Raw genomic sequence first — 19,573 nt, forward strand, 5'->3', positions numbered from 1 at the left:
TCCTTAAATAGCCGCGATTATCAGCAGGGTAACCAGTGCGGCGACCACATACAGACAGTAGAGGCGGAAATCACCCTGTTGTAGCCATTGAATACGCTGGCTGAGCCATTGGATCAGGCGAATAAGCGGGGCCACAATTTTGTCGTCCCATAGCGGCTCTACCCGCCCGGCACCACTGATCGAGTGCTCAAGAGCACGTTGCATCATCGGTGCGGGGGAGAGGGTTTTACGCATTCGATAGAGTGGGGCAAACATCATCCGCAAGGGTTGAGTAAAACCACCGGCGGAGACGGTCATTGCTTGTTCGTAGGCATAACCACAGGCCCATGGGTCACCGCCATGGCGAAATGCCAGACGGCTGCCTTTGTAGAGACTGGCTATCAGTAAAATCACCAGTGGCAGGATTAATAAGCCGAAGAAGATGTAGAGGGTAGACAGCATCGCTTGAGAACTGTGTTGTGGGAACAACAGCGGCCCTTGTGCAACCTGTAAAGTCTGTGCCGCAGGGGCCGCTATCAGGCTACTGGCAATGCGGGCAATCACCGGTGCTACCTCGGTGGCACCAATCCCCAATGCCAGGCACAGTAGGGCCAGCAACAGCATGGCTGCCGTCATTGGCCACGGCACTTCCCGCGCCTGTGCGGCTTTTTCCGTGCGCGGTAGGCCGCAGAAGCTAATGCCGTAGACTTTAACGAAGCACATGGCCGCCAGCGCGCCGGTAATTGCCAGCATGACGATGGCAATCGGTCCGGCCAGACGAATAATAAATCCACCATCTTTGGTCATAGTAAATAACGATTGATAGGTGAACCATTCACTGACAAAACCATTGAAGGGCGGCAGCGCTGAAATTGCCATACATCCCACCAGAAACGCCAGTGCGGTATACGGCATCATCCTTGCCAGCCCACCCATCTTTTCCATATCTTTGGTGTGCACCCGGTAGATAACGGCGCCAGCGCCAAGGAACAATAACCCTTTGAATACTGCATGGTTAAGCAGATGGTAGAGTGCACCCAGTAGGCCAAGGGCGGCCAATATAGGCTGGTGGCCCGCGATACCTATCATGCCAACCCCAACGCCCATCAGAATAATGCCGATGTTTTCAACTGTGTGATAAGCCAGCAGCCGTTTGATATCGTGTTCGGCTAATGCATACAGCACTCCCAGTACCGACGACACTGCACCAAAGGCCAGCACCACCACTCCCCACCATATTTGGCTGGCACCGAGTAAATCGATACCAACCTTGATGATGCCGAAGATACCAATTTTTACCATCACGCCGGACATCAAGGCCGAGGCATGAGATGGGGCTGCGGGATGGGCGCGTGGGAGCCAGCCATGTAATGGCAGCATCCCAGCTTTGGCACCAAAACCGAAGAAAGCCAGCAGGAAGATAACGGAAGCCATCACCGGCTCTGGATGCACCTGCCGGAAGGCGGAAAATTCCAGGCTGCCGCTCTGGCGGTACAATAAGAAGAAGGCAATCATGATTAACACGGAACCGGCGTGGGCAATCAGAAAGTAGAGTAGGCCGGCGCTGATAGCATCGTCGTCTTGATCGGAAATTACCAAGAAGTAGGAAGCCAATGACATCATTTCAAAGAAAATAATAAAGTAGAAGGCGTTATCCACCACCACCAGTGCCACCATCGAGGCGATGAACAGGTTCATAAATACCCCCATTCCCCATGCCCCACGCCCTTTGTATTCCTGCACATAAGCCAGTGAATACAGCGAAGTGACCACCACTAGCAGTGAGATGACCATCAGCATAAAGGCCGCCAATGGATCAAGGCGCAGACTGAAGGCCGCGAAGGGGAAGGGTCCGGCGGTGATAAAGGTAATGATATCGCCCCCCAGTAAGGTTGGCGCGGCGGCAAACAAGCCAGCAACCCCACCCAGCAATGAAGCCAGCCCAGCGGCATAAATCGCCAGCGTTTCCCGGCGAGCCAAAAGTAGCGAAAGTAGCGCACCAGCCAGATAGAGCAGTAAGGAGAGCCACAGTAGCTCCAGAGAGTTCATCATCTTTTCTGCTCCTCGTGAGAGAGGGTGGGCGAGCTGTCCCCGGTGATAAAGGGCAGGTCGTTGGCAAACCCACGGGCCGCAGCGAGCCGTTTAGCCTGATTGGCTTGCTCGATGCTGTGTTCATCCACCAACATCAGTGCGTTAGTGGGGCAGACCCGTACACATTCCGGTCCCTGTGGTTGGAAGCTACATAAGTCACACTTCACCGCAATGGCACGAACACCGGCGGTCCAGGCCAGGAACGGGTTCATATTGGCCGGGCTGAATGGCACATCAGACAGCTCGGTCATCGGAATATATTCAGGAAAGCTCTCCGGCACGGCTAATGGCTTACTGCCAGCGGGCGTAATTGCGCCAAACGGGCAGGCGATACCACAGAGCTTGCAGCCGATGCAGGTGGTTTCATCCAACTCAACGGCGTTATTGGTCAACGTGATGGCATTGACCGGACAAACTCGCGCGCACCATGCATCCTCGCAGTGGCGACAGAGAATCGGTGCTGTGACCGTGGCATTTCGCATCACGGTCAATCTGGGGTGCTCTTGTAAACCCTTGGCTTTATGCACCTGGCTGCAAGCAGCCATGCAGGTATTGCATCCAATACAAAGCCTCGACTCCGCAATGACAAAGCGGTTCATAGCCATACCCTCCGGGACAAAAATCTGGTGACAGTCAGGCTGATAGCAATCATTTCTAAGCTGCAAAGCATATTCTGTGCCAGCACGCCTGCTGCTGCTGTAAAAGAGCGGTGAAGGCACGCCTGCTGTGCATTGGGGCGGGGGGAGTAAATAGCGGAGATTTAAACGGCAGTGAAAATGGCGTAATTACGGTGGTTAAGTGTCGACATTAGTGACGAAACCGCCGCTCATCAATGACACTTCGACAGTGATTGCTCACCTTAATCATCTGGTCGCGGCCACATCTAAATAATAGTGTTATTTATTAGTTGTTTAGATGATTTTTCGAACAAGTGAAAATCAGCGCGTGGCTGGCATCTTCTTTGCATCGCTATTGTCAGGGATACGCCACAGGAGCAGCACGGTCATGCATGAAATAACCTTGTGCCAACATGCTATTGCCATGATGGAACAGCAGGCTCGCTTACATGGCGCGCAGCGAATTACGGGGGTGTGGTTAGAAACCGGCGCATTTTCCTGCGTCGAACCGCAGGCGTTAGAGTTCTGTTTTGAGTTGGTATGCCGAGGCACGCTGGCGGAAGGTTGTGTGCTGCATCTTAGCCAGCAGCCGTCACAGGTGTGGTGCTTTGATTGCCAGCAGCAGGTTAATTTGCTGAGTAGCAAAGTGATACGTTGCCCATTGTGTGCCGGGAGCCATTTACGCATCGGCGCATCTGATGATGGCGTCATACTTAAGCGACTGGAGGTGGAATGAGTTTACTTTTTTTAACTGAAATTGGGCGATTGAATAACGCAGAGGCTAGGCTATGTGTATAGGCATCCCCGGTCAAATTGTCGCACTGGATGAAACTCAGCCCGGTACTGCCTGGGTGGATGTGTGCGGTGTGCGGCGTTCGGTGAATATTATGCTGGTGGCTGCCGACTCGCAGGCCAGTCTGGCATTAATCGGCCATTGGGTGTTGGTGCATGTCGGGTTTGCCATGAGCAGGCTGGATGAAGAGGAAGCACTGGAAACCTTGCAGTTGTTACAGCAGATGGGGGAGGTTGAGAGTGATGTAGGGGCATTCTTGGGGCAAAGGGGTTAACCGGACGGGTGTATTATTAAAAACAGGATCGGATTAGATTTCGGTTGTTAGTGCCTCATAGCTCACTTGACCTTTGATAAACCCAATCCAATAGCAAAAGCTAATTCAAAATCATGGTGCTGGTGCAGGATTTTTCTGCTTTTCTTCTGCCAGCCGGTGTTCCAGTTCAACCAATTGTTCCGGTGAGACGGCCGGATAACCTTGTGCGTCATCGGGGATCACATGTATCGCAGGGATAGGGATTAATGGCCCAAGAAAACGTGGTTCGCGTTTCAGAATATAGAGATCCGACAATGCGCCGAGACGGGCAAAAATCTCACGCACTCGCACATTGAGCATATCTTTGGGGGACGGGACGGCAAAACACTGCGCCTGAATCCCCATATGGAGGGCGATAAACAGTGCCCGTTCGCAGTGGAAGCGCTGGGTAATGATAATAAAATCGTTGGTGTCGAATACCTTACGGGTGCGCACGATGGAGTCCAATGTACGGAAGCCCGCGTAATCCAGCACGATATCAGCGGGGGCGACACCGGCGGCGATCAGGTCGCGGCGCATGGTCATCGGCTCATTATAACTTTGCAGCGCATTATCGCCGCTAAGCAGTAAATAACTGACTTTGCCACTGTTATAGGCGTTTATCGCCCCTTGGATCCGATATTGATAAAACTGATTAATACCACCAGTGCGATAATATTTAGCTGTACCCAAGACCACACCGACCTGCCGGTGGGGCAAGTCTTGTAGCTCATCATAGATAAAGGGGGCTGTTTTCCAGCTAATCCAGCGATCGAGCGCAATAGCAGTCACCATCAGCAACCCTACGATGGTAATCAAGCTAATAATCAGGCGTTTCCACATTCTCAGGCCTTTGATGCATTCAATCTACTGGTCATATTTGCAAGGCTACTTTACCTGCGCATGCGGCGCAAGCCTTATACCCTTCGTCCTTGAAGCTACAGCGTTGTTGGCTGCGCGTGCTAACCCAAATCACTGACATGAGTCAGCTCATCGGGATTATTTCACTGGCCGTCTAGCTGTAACTCCAATGCCTTTGGGTATTATCTTCGACCTTGAAGCTACAGGGGAATTCGTTATTCGGCCCATACCGAAGTACAGGCCGAATAATAACTAGAACGATGTGCGCTTATAAGTGCGGTACTGCGGCTGCCAATAGTTATGCTCAATGGCTTTTGCCAGCGCTTCTTCTGAGGTAACAATGGCGACACCTTGCAACTGCGCCGCTTTGCCCACCTGCATTGCAATGCTTTTTGACACAGCCTGAATATCGTCGATACGCGGCAGCAATGCCCCTTCACCGTTCGATGCTAGTGGTGAACAGTCAGCCAATGCACGACTGGCTGCCATCAACATACCGTCGGTCACCCGCCGGGCGCCCGATGCCAGCACACCCAAACCAATCCCTGGGAAGATATAAGAGTTATTGCATTGTGCAATCGGATACAGCTTCTCCTTATAACTAACCGGTGAGAATGGGCTGCCCGTGGCAACCAGTGCGGCACCATCGGTCCAGTTAATAATGTCCTCTGGCCGTGCTTCAACCCGTGATGTCGGGTTAGACAATGGCATTACAATCGGCCGTGGACAGTGCTGGTGCATCTCGCGGATCAGCTCTTCAGTAAACAACCCCGGCTGGCCTGAGACACCAATCAGCACGGTCGGTTTAGCATTGCGCACCACATCCAGCAGTGAAATTGAGTCACTGGCCAGATTCCAGCTTTGTAGCGAATCACTCTTTTGCACCAGTTTACTTTGGAAATCCAATAAGTTAGGTAGTTTGTCAGTCAACAGACCAAAACGGTCAACCATAAAGACTCGCGCCCGTGCCTGATCTTCACTCAAACCTTCTGAAATCATCTGTGCAATGATCTGTTCAGCAATACCGCAACCTGCTGATCCGGCGCCGAGGAAGGTGACGGTTTGGTCGCGTAACTGGCTGCCTGCGGCATGGCTGGCCGCAATCAGGCTACCCAGCGTGACCGCCGCGGTGCCCTGAATATCATCATTGAAACAACATAGCTCGTCACGGTAGCGGTTCAGCAGCGGGGTGGCATTGTTCTGCGCAAAATCTTCAAACTGCAACAACACATTTGGCCAGCGGCGTTTGACCGCCTGAATGAATTCGTCAACAAAAGCATAATATTCATCACCGGAAATACGCGGATGACGCCATCCCATATACAGCGGGTCATTCAGGCGTTGCGGGTTGTTGGTCCCGACATCTAACACTACCGGCAATGTATAGGCTGGACTGATACCACCGCACGCGGTATACAGCGACAATTTACCAATGGGGATCCCCATGCCGCCAATACCCTGATCGCCAAGGCCGAGAATTCGCTCACCGTCGGTTACCACGATAACTTTCACGTTCTGTTTAGTGGCGTTTTGTAACATATCGTCAATGTGTTCACGGTTTGGGTAAGAGATAAATAACCCACGCGCACGACGATAGATATCAGAGAAGTGTTCACAAGCCTCGCCAACGGTAGGCGTGTAGATAATTGGCATCATCTCGCTGAGATGGGCGTCCAGCAGGCGGTAAAACAGAGTCTCATTGGTGTCTTGAATGTTGCGCAGATAGATATGCTTGTCGTCGTCATTTTTAAAATCTTGATACTGGCGGTAAGCGCGCTCAGCTTGTTCTTCAATAGTTTCAACCGCTTCAGGCAACAATCCGTGTAAGTTAAAGTGGTTGCGCTCATCATTAGTAAAGGCGCTGCCTTTGTTAAGGAGAGGGAATTCTAACAGGATCGGACCAGCGTAGGGGATATAGAGGGTGCGCTTACTTTCGTATTCAAGTTCCATGAGTTTTACTCTTATATGACTATGGGTATTGATAGCAATTGTTGCCCTGATCCTAAAAGATAAGAAGAATATGTACAGCTTTTGTTAGTTAAATATGTCTGTAATCGGTAAAAGTGCGAGTTAACTTGCAGATTTAGCTGAGCAGTTTATTGGAACTAGGCGTCATTCGTTGCGAGGTCTTGGTGCTATGATCGGCATCGCTCAGGCCAGCTTATGGCTTGGAATACCAGATGACTTATCAGGTCGTACACGCGGGAATGAGTTTCACTGCTATTTAGGGGAATCGGTAGGATTAGCGTGATAACTGGGGGTTAGCCATGTAACCCCCAATTAGTTGGGTGTTATTTAGGCAAAAATGTCACGTGTTTTACATCATCGCAACCTAAGGCTGCCAGTGTTGCCAGTGTGGCATCCCACTGAGTCAGTGTCGGATTACTGCCCTCAATTAGCACCGCACGGCGAATGGCCGCGCAATCCCCACCGGTAATGTTGGTCAGGATCAATGCAGCTTGCAGCGGTGGTAGGCTGGGGTTGAAGGCGGCATTTTCTGCATAACGGCCCACATAGATAGCACCATCAGCCGCTTCCAATGCAACACCGCTATGAGCATTGCTATAAGGAGCATGACTGTGGTTCGCACCTTCGAGGGCTGCCTGAGTCAGTGCATCGGTTTCAGCTACGGTGTAGCCATGAAACACCGGATCCATCAGCAGCGTGGTGATATCCAAATCTTTCGGGCCGAAAGAGTCAGGCAAATAGTGACCCAGGGTTGCGGCAGGGCGGCCCGGCAAATGGATATGCAGGTCGGTTCCGCTATTCAGCTCATTCATAAACTGGCGGCAATGACCACAGGGAGTGTAATTAACAGTAATTGCGACCAGGCTGGCTTCGCCGCGTAACCAGGCATGAGTAACCGCACACTGCTCGGCATGAATGGTTTGTTGTAGCGGTACACCGCTAAACTCCATATTGGCGCCAAAATAGAGGTTGCCGCTGCTCCCCTGAGCGATAGCACCAACCATAAAATGAGAGATTGGCGCCAGCGCACACGCGGCAGCCAGCGGCAACAACGCGAATGCCAGCGCATTGTCATCCAACCCACTGATGCTTTTTACCGTTTCCACTTGCTTCGCTGTCAACATGGCAGGGAAATCGTTTGCGCTCAGAATAGGTTCAAGTGCTGATTGCAGTGAAGCGGGTAGCTTAGCCCAAGGGGCATGAAAACGTGCTTGCATAGGGAGTCTCTCCAAGAGTAACGGGAAACTATTTTAGGCAGCTTAGGGGCTTCTTGATGTGATTAAGATCTCATTACCAATGAAATCGATGCAAGTAAAATCTCAAATGAGAGATGTATCTCAAATTTAAACCTGAAAACAGGCGCTATTTCACCTTGTTACTGTAGACCCTGATATGCGTTTGCGCGTCAGGGTCTCACGCCATTAGCCGAACAAATGGAGTAACACCGGGAATAGGAAAGGAGCCAACAGTGAAGTGATAATCCCGCAGATTACCAGTGCCAGTGAGCTAAATGCACCTTCCTGAAAGTCCATTTCAGCACAACGGGCGGTGCCCAGTGCATGGGAGGCGGTACCCATGGCTAAACCTCGCGAGGCCTTAGTGGTTATCTTTAATAAATTTAGCAAGCTATGGCCAAATACCGCACCCAAAATACCGACAAAAATGACGCATACTGCGCTGATGGCGGGTAAGCCATGGATAGACTCAGCGACGGCCATGGCAATAGGTGTGGTGACAGATTTAGGCAATACCGAAGCCGCAATCTCCGGGGTTGCTCCCATCCACAGGGCGACCGCCGTACCACTAACCATGGCGGTAATACTGCCAATAAAACAGATACTGATAATGGATTTCCAGCGGGCGCGAATTTGATGCAATTGTTCATATAGCGGGAAAGCTAGCGCCACCACGGCGGGTTGCAGTAAATCATTCAATACTTTGCTGCCAGCAAAATAGTTGGCATAGGGCATATGCGTGACCAGCAGCAATGGAATGATAACAACCATCGATATCAATAATGGGTTAAGCAGTGGCATTTTCAGCCAGCGGGCTAAGCGACGCGCACCAAAGAATACGATTAAGGTGAGTGGCAGTGACCACCATAAATTGCTGATCATTTGTCGTCCTCGGTATGGGTAGGAGAACCAATGACTTTGCGTTCGCGGTGAACATAATGAGAACTGTAAGCCACCACCAACATGACAATTAGGGTGCTGACAAAGCAGGAAACTACGATGGGACCAAACTGTTTAGTCAGTTGGTCGTAGTACTGCATCACACCGACACCAATCGGCACAAACAACAGCGCCATATAACGGATCAGTAGGTGGCAACCGGGTTTCACCCAGATTGAAGGCAATATCTGGGATGCCAGCAGAGCAAATAGAATCAGCATCCCAATGATACTGCCAGGGATGGTGATAGGCAGCAGCAAAGCCAGTGCTTTACCCGCCCATAAGCACAGATAAATAATGGAGAAAGCCCGCAGGTACTGCCAGCAAAGTGAAGTCACATTGCGCATAGAAAAGGTCCTGAGTTACGGAGTGCATTCATCATACAATTAAGTTTGATTATGTGCTAGCTGTCACACTATGAATAATAGACTCATCATGTATCAAACTGTGAGCGTGTTGATTTGCTACTACACATAACTTATTCGCAGCCCGCCTTGCTGCATCTGGGCGCCTATTGGGTATGTTCTGATACCTGATGGGGTTGAGCCGACTGCGTCTTAGCCAATCGATAGCCACGATAGAAAAATGCCAGCCCCAAAATAGCCGCGATAATCAGCATATAGAACATCATCTGCGGTGCGGCCCAGGCTAGCAAGAAGCCACAAAGTACCGGATTAATCGCTCCGCCTAACTGACCGAGATTTTGTACCCCATAGTAACTGCCTTTGAGATTCGCTGGAGCAATAAAATCGATAAACAAGTATTCGACTGGGATAACAATAATTTCGCCCAATGAGAAAATCGCCATTGCCAGCATCCATAGTGGAATTGAATCTTGAGCCGCCATAAATCCGAGTAGGCCAATGATAAAGAACAGGGTGCCAAACATCAGCCAGCGCATTAAGTTCTGCTGATTCATACGGCGACTTAATAAGTATTGCAGGGTAATCACAATAGTTGCATTAACGGTCATTACTGCACCGATCACCTGATAGGCAAATTTAGCATCTGACACCGTAATCAGATATTGAGATAAATAACCCGAGAATTGGCCAAAGACAATGGCACTGAGCATACTGCCCAGGGTGAAGTAAATCAGCCGTTTATCACAACGTAAGATAGTAAATGTTTGGCGGAAATCCGGTACTGATTCGCTGGCTGAATGTTCTGTTGCTAACATATCGGTACTGCTTATTCTGAATTTCAACGCCACCGCGACCAGCAACGCCAATACACCCGAAATGATAAAAGGCAATTGTGAGCCAAAACCAACCACCAAAACCCCCATCGCCGGCCCCACCGCCCAGCCGACATTGACCAGTGTGTAGTTAGCTGAAAAGGCTTTAATACGTTCATTTACTGGCAGCCAATCAGCAAAACAGGCTTTGAGCGCGATACTGTAAACCGAGTAGGCCGAATGCAGCAGCGCCAAAATCAGAATGATCCAGGCCGGATGCTCAATCCATGGCAAAGTAAAAAATGTGGCAGAAAACAGACTTATTGCGAGCAAAATCAATAGCTTTTTATTGAATTTGTCCACCAGATAGCCACCATATAGGCTAGTGAAAATACCTAACGTCAAACTTGCCCCTAACACCAGCCCGACTTTATCGGGAGCCAACTGAAAATGCTCAGCCAAATAGATAGTTATAAAGGGCAGGGTGATAGCTCGCCCAATAGTCAGGACCAGCGAAGCAATCAATAAATTGGTGACACGTGATGGAAATCCTTTCATGGCATTTTCTTTTTTAATTATTTGGATAATAAGATATATCTATGCGGATTATTTCTAATAAAAAGAATGACTCGCACAGCGCTACGACAGTGGCTCAACCAACTACATTAGACTATTGCGGCGATAAAGAGAGGGGGGAGGGAGGAAAAATTTTTGTAAGCAGCAGATCGGCCTGAATCGATCTGCCAGTAATTGATATCGCCAAGGTCATGGGCGTTACCGCTAACATAGCAGTAACGTCAAGGACGAAGAGGATAATTAACCTAAATATTCGATGATTGACAGCCCAGCGTTATAATCGGTGCTGTAGATAATCCCTTGTGCATCAACAAACACATCACATGACTGAATAACTTGTGGCCGACCAGGGCGTTTATCCACCATTTTTTCCGGGGCTGCAGGCACTAATGCACCGGTTTCCTTCGGTTGGTATGGGTTACTGATGTCGTAAGCGCGCACTCCGGCATTTTGATAGGTAGCAAAAATCAGTGACGAACTGATAAAGCTGCCTGGGCGGTTCTCATGCAGGTTGTGCGGGCCGAAATGCGCCCCTTTTGTGACGTAATCCCGCTCATCAGGTACCGGAAAAGTTGAGATACTCACCGGATTGCTTGGCTCACGAATATCGAACAGCCAAATATGCTTTTCACCATCTTCCTGATTATCCAGCACCGCCTCATCCAGCACCACTAATAGGTCGCGGTCTGGCAATGGGAGTGCGGTATGGGTACCGCCGCCAAAGGGAGGGCTCCAGTTGCGATGACTTATCAGTTTCGGCTCATGCCGGTCAGAGACATCCAGCAGGGTCAGTCCACCATCGCGCCAACTGCCATAGGCTGTATCACCGCTGATAATGGCATGATGCAATGCGTAACGTTTGCCTTCTGGCCAGCTTGGTTGCTCACCCGCCGCAGTGTGCATGCCGGGTAAAGCATAACGCCCCGCCACCTGTGGTTTTTGCGGGTCAGCCAGATCAATGGTCAGGAAAATATAATCACTGTAGCCATCCAGCAATGCAGAAACATAAGCCCAGCGGCCGCCAACATACCAGATGCGATGAATACCAATACCATCAAGCGGCAGGAAGCTAATTTCACGCGGTCTATCCGGTATCGAAATATCAAAAATACGTAAACCGGCACTCCAACTGCGACCTTCCTGCCGGGTACTGACGGTTTGTGCCACGGAGCGGGTGTAATAGACTTTCTCTTGCGCAAAACTGGCGTCGGCAAACAGGTCGCGTGCGTTAATCACCAGCAGCAGGTCATCATGGACTTGTAAGTGTACGTTCCAAGTATTGGGGGGAGCGGCGATAAAACCTGCCGGGCGCGGATTTTTCGCATCCCGCACATCAATAATTGATACCCCTTGCGATACCATATGGCCGACATAGGCATAGCCACGGTGCACCATTACCTGTACACCGTCGGGTTTTCCGCCCTGATTGCTATGGCCAATCAGCCGCATATTGCGGCTGTATTCGGGTTGTGGCAAGGAAGCTTGCGTTGCCATCTATTTCACTCCCAGTCGGTTAGATTTACTGGCCGTTTTTGGCGGCAAGGGTGGCGAACCAGGGTGAGTTGAAATCATCGGATTGGCCCCAGCCCGGAATGATTTTACTCAAGCCTGCCACGTTAACCGCGCCGGGTTGACTGGCCAGCAAGGCTTGTGGAATGGATGCAGCACGGAACTCATAACTGGCAGGCGTCTCTTCCCCAGCAATCTTCTTGGCGACCAAACGTAAGTTAACGGCTCCAATCAGTTTAGGATCGACGGCAACACTGACTTTCCATGGGCTATTGGCTTCACGCATCAGTTGTAAATCCTGATTCGATATATCAATGCTGTAGAGTTTGATCTCGGTACGGCCATTTTCCTGTAAGGCTTTATAAGCGCCTTGAGTAAAGGCATCCCAAGTTCCCCAGATTGCGTCGATTTTGCCTTTCGGATATTTTGCCAATACGGCACCGACTTTATTGGCGGTATCACCCTGCACATCAGAAGACACGGCTCCGATAGACTCCAGTTCATGAATACCCGGATTCTGTTTTAGCAGTGCCTGATAAGCGGCCTGGCGACGTTCCATCGGTGGGAAACCGGCAACCCAAAGCTTGATGATATTGGCTTTACCGTTGAAGTCTTTGACCAATTGGCCAAAGGATTCATTGGTCAGGGATGCATCATCCTGCTGAGTGACGGTCAGGCCGGGAATCTCGCCCTGAATAGCGGTATCGAACACCGATACCGCAATGCCGCTGGCTGCAATCCGTTTAACCAGTTCGGTTGAGTACGGGTCACGCCCCTGAGAGAGAATGATGCCGTCATATTTTTGGCTGATGGCCTGATTCACAAAGTCTTGAAAACGGGCGTCGTCACCGTTGCTCAAGAAGGTATCGACTTTGAAACCGAGCTTTTTACCTTCTTTTAATACACCGGACAAAAATTGAGTGGTGTTGTCATCAGATCCCAGGTTACGGATCACGGCAATTTTAATCTGCCCTGGATGTTTGGCGATAGCATCTGGGATCGGGGCTACCGTGGCGGTGTTCGCTGCGAATACCGGCAGTGCTGTCAGTAGGCTCAGGGCCAGTAAAGGGGAAGCAATTTTTTTCATCCAAAACTCCGTCATGGTGTCGATAAGTTATGCAAAGTGAGTGGTGTTGTCGTTGTTATGGCTATCTTTATGTCTAGACGTCTATTCGCCGCTGTACAGCATCATAACCATAACTATTTTGATTAGGAATTAACTTTGTTATGAATTTTTGGATTGGGTTATATCTTTTAGTTTGGATGGCTTAAATAAGCAGCAAAATAGGGCTAATGGATTATTATGCTGCGAGGAAATAGGCTTAATAACCTTTCTATTGCAATGGTTTATTCTTGCGTTGAGTATTCCCTTATTTTTATTAGGATTAATTTTTTATTTCGTTGTTTGCTCAGTACTGATACCCTAATGAAAATGTGTAGTAATCAATAATAGAGGTTCAATTCCATAATATAGATAGGTTTTGCAATTTTAAAGTTAATGATATTTAAAGGATTAAAGTCACTATGGAAAAAGTTAGCAGTCTATATAAATTCAGGCAGGAGAGTGCTGATAGAACACAACTGAGTTTGTGCTGTTTTACCTATAAGAATATCTATTTTTATCTGTCACGCAGTGAGTTTTTATTTCTATTTATTCGCTATTTATTAGCATTGACGGTACTCATTTTTTTAATAATAATACTATTTCCTGATTTAGCAGATGAAGTCTTGTCTTTATCGATTCAGGTTTTCCCCGCAGTCTACTCATTAGTCTTATTGCTGCCTTGCTTCAATCGGTTAACCTACCAAAATCTGACGCCTTATTGGTTGGTTTTTCATCTTTTCCCCATTATTGAAATGGTTATACACAATACAGTTACCTCATTCTTATCAGATTTATTTTTACTGTATCTGATATTTATAAATATTTATGATGTGAAGCTGCCAGATTGTGAGCGAAAAAAACAATTTGCTGCTGTTATAACGGAAGAGTATCCGTTTGGTCTCGCTATTGCTTGCTTTAGTGCATTATATATAAGTTTCTTTCTATTATTTGAACTGGATGATGCCATTATTTCCCTGATGTTACTGTCGTGGATTTTCTTTTTACTGGCAAGGTGGCATTGGCCGGTTGTGATGTTAAATTTATTAGGCGCCATCGGCGTATTTTGGTTTTTCGCATCAGGTTTTGTCGAGATGAAACATCATAAGAATATTATTATTAATGCGCTAATTAAGGTTTCTTTGCTGGACAGTATTCTGTTTCTTATTTTCTCATTAAGCTTATTTATTAATATGCTGTTTTGGTTGGAGGCATGGCAACGGGAGCGGTTGTCCACCATTACCAATATTGTGCGATAAAAAATGCCGGTTAGGTTTCCCCTGACCGGCATTTTTGCTATTTCCTGACAATTTAGTTATTCCCTGACAACCACTTTCGTCAGAGAACACTGTCATACATCAAATCATTTCACTTGCATGCCGGGTTGGGCACCACTGTCTGGGCTAAGCAGGAAGATATCTTTACCGCCAGGGCCTGCCGCCATCACCATACCTTCTGAAAGACCGAAGCGCATTTTGCGTGGTGCCAGGTTAGCCACCATCATGGTCAATCGGCCTTCCAATACTTTCGGGTCAGGATATGCAGAACGGATGCCAGAGAAGACCTGGCGAGTTTGGCCGCCGATATCCAAAGTCAGTTTCAATAACTTATCAGAGCCTTCAACAAATTCTGCCTGCTGAATCAGCGCAATACGCATATCCACTTTAGCAAAATCATCAAAACTGATGGTTTCCTGAATCGGAGAGTCAGCTAATGGCCCGGTGGCTACCACTGTTGGTGCCATATCCGCTTTAGACGAAGTAACCATTTCGTTAACTTTATCTAACTCGATACGATTGAACAGGGCTTTAAAGGTATTGATCTGATGGCCTAACAGCGGTTGTTGAATGCTATCCCACGTTAGTTCGGTATTGAGGAAAGCCTCAGTACGTTCAGTCAGCGATGGCAATACCGGTTTCAGGTAAGTCATCAGTACGCGGAACAGATTGATACCCAAGGAGCAAACCGCTTGTAGGTCGGCATCGCGACCTTCCTCTTTCGCTATCACCCACGGGGCTTGTTCATCAACATAACGATTGGCAATATCAGCCAGTGCCATAATTTCACGGATAGCTTTGCCTGATTCGCGGCTATTATAGGCATCTGCAATGCTGATAGCCGCATCAGTGAAGGTTTTATACAGCACTGGATCTGCCAACTGGTCGGCTAATTTACCGCCAAAGCGTTTATTGATAAAACCTGCATTACGCGAAGCCAGATTCACAACTTTATTGACGATATCGGTATTAACACGCTGGACAAAATCTTCCAGATTTAAATCAATATCATCAATGCGCGAAGAGAGTTTCGCGGCGTAGTAATAACGCAAGCAATCGGCATCAAAGTGTTGCAGGTAGGTGCTGGCTTTAATGAATGTGCCGCGTGATTTCGACATTTTCGCGCCGTTTACCGTGACATAACCATGAACAAAGATATTGGTCGGTTTGCGGAAATTGCTGCCTTCCAACATGGCAGGCCAAAACAGGCTATGGAAGTAAACAATGTCTTTACCAATAAAGTGATAAAGATCGGTTTCAGAACCCTCACGCCAGAACTCATCAAAGTCCAGGTCGCCGCGCTTGTCGCACAGATTCTTAAACGACCCCATATAGCCGATTGGGGCATCCAGCCAGACATAGAAATATTTACCTGGCGCGTCCGGTACTTCAAAACCGAAGTAGGGCGCATCACGGGTGATATCCCACTGTTGTAGGCCAGACTCAAACCATTCCTGCATTTTGTTCGCAACTTGCTCTTGCAGCGCGCCAGAACGCGTCCAGGCTTGCAACATATCGCTGAAGGCCGGCAGGTCGAAGAAGAAATGTTCAGATTCGCGCATCACCGGAGTCGCACCAGAAACTGCCGACTTTGGATCGATAAGTTCAGTCGGGCTGTAGGTTGCGCCACACACTTCACAGTTATCGCCATATTGATCTGGCGCTTTACACTTCGGACAGGTGCCTTTGACAAAACGATCGGGCAGGAACATGCCTTTCTCAGGGTCATAGAGCTGAGAAATGGTGCGATTCTTGATATAACCGTTTGCTTTCAGACGGCTGTATATCAGGCTCGACAGTTCACGGTTTTCATCACTGTGAGTGGAGTGATAGTTATCATAACTGATAGCGAAACCGGCGAAATCCTGTTGGTGTTCCTGGCTCATTTCGGCAATCATCTGCTCTGGTTCGATACCCAGTTGCTGAGCTTTCAGCATGATCGGGGTGCCGTGGGCATCATCTGCACAGATAAAATGAACCTGGTTGCCGCGCATTCGCTGGAAACGGACCCAGATATCTGCCTGGATGTGCTCGAGCATGTGGCCGAGATGTATAGAACCGTTAGCGTATGGTAGCGCGGACGTCACCAATATTTTTTTCGCGACTTGAGCCATAGTGGGAAATTGCTTTCTTTATGTCGATTAAAGGGTCTTTGATGTTAACCGATATGCTGGCTTGCCGCTAGGGTAAGGCAACCTGCACTTTGCCTTAAGTCATAATCGGTTTACTTTGGTGACACAGGGGCAACTGAGTTCTGGTACACTATCATTGGTTAATAACGATAAATTCAAGGAGCCGGGATGAGCCCAAAATCCCCCGAGCAGACCACCCCTGACCTGCTGCAATCACAAATTTCAAAGGTTCTTACGGCCTTTACTCACCCAACCTTGCAAAAGGATCTCCATACCCTGCGTGCTATTCACCATTGCGCCTTATTGGACAATGTGTTGCATATCGAGCTGGTGATGCCGTTTGCCTGGCAATATGGTTTTGATGCATTGAAAGAGTCGGTCAGCGGGGAATTGCTGGCAGTGACTGGTGCTAAAGCTATTGATTGGAAGCTGTCACATAATATCACCACGCTCAAACGTGCCAATGATCAGCCGGGTATCAAAGGCGTGCGTAATATTGTGGCTGTCAGCTCGGGTAAAGGTGGTGTGGGGAAATCCAGTACCGCCGTTAATCTGGCACTGGCATTGGCGGAAGAGGGGGCCAAAGTCGGCATTCTGGATGCCGATATTTATGGCCCTTCCATTCCCAATATGCTTGGAACCATGAATCAGCGACCAACGTCCCCTGACGGCAAGCATATGGCACCGATCATGGCTCACGGTCTGGCGACTAACTCGATTGGTTATCTGGTCACTGATGAGAACGCTATGGTGTGGCGCGGCCCAATGGCCAGTAAGGCATTGATGCAGATGCTGCAAGACACCTTATGGCCGGATTTGGATTATTTGGTGATTGATATGCCACCGGGTACCGGTGATATTCAGTTGACGCTGTCGCAAAATATTCCGGTGACGGGAGCATTGGTGGTGACAACGCCACAAGACATTGCCTTAATCGATGCCATGAAAGGCATTGTGATGTTTGAGAAAGTGCATGTGCCAGTGTTGGGTATTATTGAAAATATGAGCATGCATATTTGCAGCAATTGCGGCCATTTGGAGCCTATTTTCGGCACCGGCGGGGCGGAGAAACTGGCGCAGAAGTACCATTGCAAACTGTTGGGCCAAATTCCATTGCATATTTCTTTGCGCGAAGATCTTGATCGCGGCGAACCAACGGTTATTAGCCACCCTGACAGTGAATTTGCTGATATCTATCGCCAACTGGCATCAAATGTGGCGGCAGAGATGTACTGGCAAGGGGAAGCTATCCCAACGGAAATCTCATTCCGCGCGGTGTAACAGCCGCTAACACCCCTGCGGCGTCAAAGACGCAAAAATATGCCCAAAGTCATTGGCGTTGCAGGTAGGCAGCAAACGAATAAATCCCGATGAGCTGACATAAGTCAGTGATTCGGGTGCGTGAGAGCCGCTAACACCCTTGCGGCGTCAAAGACGCAAAATTATGCCCAAAGTCATTGGCGTTGCAGGTAGGCAGCAAACGAATAAATCCCGATGAGCTGACATAAGTCAGTGATTCGGGTGCGTGAGAGCCGCTAACACCCCTGCGGCGTCAAAGACGCAGGGTATAGTGCTGGCATCAAACCCGCTAACTCCTTATAATTGCCGCGCTCGAAGCACCTAGCGTGCTTTGTCTCCCCTCACACTTCGTAATCAGGTCTTTAATTTTATGACTGACAAAGCACACCAGTGCGTCATTATCGGGATAGCGGGTGCCTCAGCCTCCGGAAAAAGTCTTATCGCCAGCACGCTGTATCGCGAATTACGCGAGCAGGTAGGTGACCAACATATCGGCGTTATCCCTGAGGATGGCTATTACAAAGACCAGAGTCATCTGTCAATGGAAGAGCGGGTCAAAACCAACTATGACCATCCCAGTGCCATGGATCACAACTTATTGCTGGAGCATTTGCAATCGTTGAAAGCAGGCCGGTCGATTGAGCTGCCGCTTTACAGTTACACTGAGCACACCCGCAAAAAAGAGACCGTCCATTTAGAACCCAAAAAAGTGATTATTTTGGAAGGGATCTTGTTGTTGACCGATATCCGTCTGCGTCAGGAGATGAATTTCTCGATCTTTGTTGATACCCCGCTGGATATCTGCCTGATGCGCCGTATGAAGCGTGATGTTAATGAGCGTGGTCGTTCGATGGATTCTGTGATGGCGCAATATCAGAAGACTGTGCGTCCAATGTTTCTGCAATTTATAGAACCGTCCAAACAATATGCTGACATTATCGTTCCTCGCGGTGGTAAGAACCGAATTGCGATCGATATTCTAAAAGCGAAAATCAGTCAGTTCTTTGAGTAATGTTCGTCTGGACCTTTGCTTCTTAATATGGCAGCTTGCGTAGTAGATAAGCTGTAACATACGAATTTTGATGGAGATTTTAGCAATGAGACTGTGCGATCGTGACATAGAAGCCTGGCTGGACAGCGGTAAATTAGGTATTGATCCTCGCCCACCGGTAGAACGTATCAATGGTGCCACAGTCGATGTTCGCTTAGGCAACCAATTCCGTGTATTCAATGGTCACACGGCGGCATTTATTGACTTAAGCGGCCCGAAGGATGAAGTCAGCGAAGCGCTGGAACGCGTCATGAGCGATGAAATCAATCTGCCGGAAGGGGAGGCATTCTTCCTGCATCCAGGGGAGTTGGCGCTGGCAGTGACACTGGAGTCGGTGACAATCCCTGATGACTTGGTCGGCTGGCTTGATGGTCGTTCCTCATTAGCTCGCCTTGGATTAATGGTGCATGTTACCGCACACCGTATAGATCCGGGTTGGCAAGGCAGGATTGTGCTGGAGTTCTATAATTCAGGTAAGCTGCCATTAGCGCTACGCCCAGGGATGTTAATTGGCGCGCTGAGTTTTGAACCACTCTCCGGCCCGGCAGCGCGCCCTTATAATAGCCGTCAGGACGCAAAATATCGCGGTCAACAAGGCGCTGTAGCCAGTCGTATCGATAAAGATTAGCCATTTCTTGCGGAAAGTTTAGCCTGTTTGGACTTTTTAGCCTGATT

The 19,573-nt window shown here is 48.9% G+C and carries 17 protein-coding genes; 6 read left to right on the forward strand and 11 right to left on the reverse strand.

Annotated elements, in window-relative coordinates; all coding sequences use genetic code 11:
* Positions 1 to 3: 3 nt before the first annotated feature.
* Complete coding sequence (gene hyfB / locus Q2T72_RS07710) at positions 4 to 2,031, reverse strand: hydrogenase 4 subunit B (protein ID WP_083159366.1); 2,028 nt, start codon at positions 2,029 to 2,031, stop codon at positions 4 to 6.
* Entirely contained in the window at positions 2,028 to 2,669 is a 642-nt protein-coding gene (locus tag Q2T72_RS07715; protein ID WP_032906844.1) for a 4Fe-4S dicluster domain-containing protein, read from the reverse strand. Before Q2T72_RS07715 ends, hyfB begins: the two co-directional genes overlap by 4 nt.
* A 406-nt stretch (positions 2,670 to 3,075) precedes the next feature.
* Between Q2T72_RS07715 and hypA the strand changes: the two genes are divergently transcribed.
* Positions 3,076 to 3,423, forward strand: a complete 348-nt coding sequence (hypA, locus tag Q2T72_RS07720; RefSeq protein WP_083159365.1) for a hydrogenase maturation nickel metallochaperone HypA — start codon at positions 3,076 to 3,078, stop codon at positions 3,421 to 3,423.
* A gap of 52 nt (positions 3,424 to 3,475) precedes the next feature.
* Positions 3,476 to 3,754: a HypC/HybG/HupF family hydrogenase formation chaperone gene (locus Q2T72_RS07725; RefSeq protein ID WP_083159364.1), complete on the forward strand. Its 279-nt coding sequence runs from the start codon at positions 3,476 to 3,478 to the stop codon at positions 3,752 to 3,754.
* Positions 3,755 to 3,865: 111 nt separating this feature from the next.
* Here Q2T72_RS07725 and sanA read toward each other — a convergent pair whose 3' ends face one another.
* The 8 genes from sanA to Q2T72_RS07765 form a co-directional block, all read right to left on the reverse strand.
* The gene (gene sanA / locus Q2T72_RS07730; RefSeq protein WP_083159363.1) at positions 3,866 to 4,615 is read right to left on the reverse strand and encodes an outer membrane permeability protein SanA; all 750 of its coding nucleotides are present in this window, start codon (positions 4,613 to 4,615) and stop codon (positions 3,866 to 3,868) included.
* 270 nt (positions 4,616 to 4,885) lie between these two features.
* Positions 4,886 to 6,583: an NAD-dependent malic enzyme gene (locus tag Q2T72_RS07735; RefSeq protein WP_083159362.1), complete on the reverse strand. Its 1,698-nt coding sequence runs from the start codon at positions 6,581 to 6,583 to the stop codon at positions 4,886 to 4,888.
* A gap of 341 nt (positions 6,584 to 6,924) precedes the next feature.
* Positions 6,925 to 7,818 carry a cytidine deaminase gene (cdd, locus tag Q2T72_RS07740; RefSeq protein WP_372558455.1) on the reverse strand — a complete coding sequence of 298 codons (894 nt, stop codon included), beginning with the start codon at positions 7,816 to 7,818 and terminating at the stop codon, positions 6,925 to 6,927.
* A 204-nt stretch (positions 7,819 to 8,022) separates the two neighbouring features.
* The gene (locus Q2T72_RS07745) at positions 8,023 to 8,718 is read right to left on the reverse strand and encodes a CidB/LrgB family autolysis modulator (protein ID WP_032906846.1); all 696 of its coding nucleotides are present in this window, start codon (positions 8,716 to 8,718) and stop codon (positions 8,023 to 8,025) included.
* On the reverse strand, positions 8,715 to 9,122 hold the full coding sequence (locus Q2T72_RS07750; RefSeq protein ID WP_372568909.1) for a CidA/LrgA family protein: 408 nt from the start codon (positions 9,120 to 9,122) through the stop codon (positions 8,715 to 8,717). Before Q2T72_RS07750 ends, Q2T72_RS07745 begins: the two co-directional genes overlap by 4 nt.
* A gap of 164 nt (positions 9,123 to 9,286) precedes the next feature.
* Positions 9,287 to 10,510 carry an MFS transporter gene (locus Q2T72_RS07755; protein WP_083159359.1) on the reverse strand — a complete coding sequence of 408 codons (1,224 nt, stop codon included), beginning with the start codon at positions 10,508 to 10,510 and terminating at the stop codon, positions 9,287 to 9,289.
* A gap of 258 nt (positions 10,511 to 10,768) precedes the next feature.
* The gene (locus Q2T72_RS07760) at positions 10,769 to 12,022 is read right to left on the reverse strand and encodes an LVIVD repeat-containing protein (RefSeq protein WP_372568910.1); all 1,254 of its coding nucleotides are present in this window, start codon (positions 12,020 to 12,022) and stop codon (positions 10,769 to 10,771) included.
* Between the two features lie 25 nt (positions 12,023 to 12,047).
* Positions 12,048 to 13,124 carry a sugar ABC transporter substrate-binding protein gene (locus tag Q2T72_RS07765; RefSeq protein ID WP_372568911.1) on the reverse strand — a complete coding sequence of 359 codons (1,077 nt, stop codon included), beginning with the start codon at positions 13,122 to 13,124 and terminating at the stop codon, positions 12,048 to 12,050.
* A 437-nt stretch (positions 13,125 to 13,561) separates the two neighbouring features.
* Between Q2T72_RS07765 and Q2T72_RS07770 the strand changes: the two genes are divergently transcribed.
* Entirely contained in the window at positions 13,562 to 14,398 is an 837-nt protein-coding gene (locus tag Q2T72_RS07770; RefSeq protein ID WP_083159356.1) for a hypothetical protein, read from the forward strand.
* 104 nt (positions 14,399 to 14,502) lie between these two features.
* On the opposite strand, the gene metG is transcribed toward Q2T72_RS07770, so the two are convergent.
* Positions 14,503 to 16,530, reverse strand: a complete 2,028-nt coding sequence (metG, locus tag Q2T72_RS07775; RefSeq protein ID WP_083159355.1) for a methionine--tRNA ligase — start codon at positions 16,528 to 16,530, stop codon at positions 14,503 to 14,505.
* 186 nt (positions 16,531 to 16,716) lie between these two features.
* Here metG and apbC point away from each other — a divergent pair, with 186 nt between their 5' ends.
* The 3 genes from apbC to dcd all read left to right on the forward strand — a co-directional run bounded on the left by apbC (position 16,717) and on the right by dcd (position 19,526).
* Positions 16,717 to 17,829, forward strand: a complete 1,113-nt coding sequence (gene apbC, locus Q2T72_RS07780; protein WP_083159354.1) for an iron-sulfur cluster carrier protein ApbC — start codon at positions 16,717 to 16,719, stop codon at positions 17,827 to 17,829.
* A 388-nt stretch (positions 17,830 to 18,217) separates the two neighbouring features.
* Positions 18,218 to 18,859 carry a uridine kinase gene (gene udk / locus Q2T72_RS07785; protein ID WP_083159353.1) on the forward strand — a complete coding sequence of 214 codons (642 nt, stop codon included), beginning with the start codon at positions 18,218 to 18,220 and terminating at the stop codon, positions 18,857 to 18,859.
* 85 nt (positions 18,860 to 18,944) lie between these two features.
* Positions 18,945 to 19,526, forward strand: coding sequence for a dCTP deaminase (dcd, locus tag Q2T72_RS07790; RefSeq protein ID WP_032906849.1), 582 nt, complete (start codon positions 18,945 to 18,947; stop codon positions 19,524 to 19,526).
* The last annotated feature ends 47 nt before the right edge of the window (positions 19,527 to 19,573 follow it).

Origin of the sequence: Yersinia sp. 2466 StPb PI, from assembly GCF_041538325.1 — a bacterium.
Classification (GTDB): Bacteria; Pseudomonadota; Gammaproteobacteria; order Enterobacterales; family Enterobacteriaceae; genus Yersinia; species Yersinia enterocolitica_E.

Coding starts and splice junctions, on each gene's coding strand:
- metG (WP_083159355.1), bottom strand. CDS start 16,530: ATGGCTCAAGTCGCGAAAAAAATATTGGTGACGTCCGCGCTACCATAC.
- apbC (WP_083159354.1), top strand. CDS start 16,717: ATGAGCCCAAAATCCCCCGAGCAGACCACCCCTGACCTGCTGCAATCA.
- Q2T72_RS07715 (WP_032906844.1), bottom strand. CDS start 2,669: ATGAACCGCTTTGTCATTGCGGAGTCGAGGCTTTGTATTGGATGCAAT.
- Q2T72_RS07745 (WP_032906846.1), bottom strand. CDS start 8,718: ATGATCAGCAATTTATGGTGGTCACTGCCACTCACCTTAATCGTATTC.
- hypA (WP_083159365.1), top strand. CDS start 3,076: ATGCATGAAATAACCTTGTGCCAACATGCTATTGCCATGATGGAACAG.
- Q2T72_RS07755 (WP_083159359.1), bottom strand. CDS start 10,510: ATGAAAGGATTTCCATCACGTGTCACCAATTTATTGATTGCTTCGCTG.
- cdd (WP_372558455.1), bottom strand. CDS start 7,818: ATGCAAGCACGTTTTCATGCCCCTTGGGCTAAGCTACCCGCTTCACTG.
- hyfB (WP_083159366.1), bottom strand. CDS start 2,031: ATGATGAACTCTCTGGAGCTACTGTGGCTCTCCTTACTGCTCTATCTG.
- Q2T72_RS07770 (WP_083159356.1), top strand. CDS start 13,562: ATGGAAAAAGTTAGCAGTCTATATAAATTCAGGCAGGAGAGTGCTGAT.
- Q2T72_RS07725 (WP_083159364.1), top strand. CDS start 3,476: ATGTGTATAGGCATCCCCGGTCAAATTGTCGCACTGGATGAAACTCAG.
- sanA (WP_083159363.1), bottom strand. CDS start 4,615: ATGTGGAAACGCCTGATTATTAGCTTGATTACCATCGTAGGGTTGCTG.
- Q2T72_RS07735 (WP_083159362.1), bottom strand. CDS start 6,583: ATGGAACTTGAATACGAAAGTAAGCGCACCCTCTATATCCCCTACGCT.
- Q2T72_RS07750 (WP_372568909.1), bottom strand. CDS start 9,122: ATGCGCAATGTGACTTCACTTTGCTGGCAGTACCTGCGGGCTTTCTCC.
- Q2T72_RS07765 (WP_372568911.1), bottom strand. CDS start 13,124: ATGAAAAAAATTGCTTCCCCTTTACTGGCCCTGAGCCTACTGACAGCA.
- Q2T72_RS07760 (WP_372568910.1), bottom strand. CDS start 12,022: ATGGCAACGCAAGCTTCCTTGCCACAACCCGAATACAGCCGCAATATG.
- udk (WP_083159353.1), top strand. CDS start 18,218: ATGACTGACAAAGCACACCAGTGCGTCATTATCGGGATAGCGGGTGCC.
- dcd (WP_032906849.1), top strand. CDS start 18,945: ATGAGACTGTGCGATCGTGACATAGAAGCCTGGCTGGACAGCGGTAAA.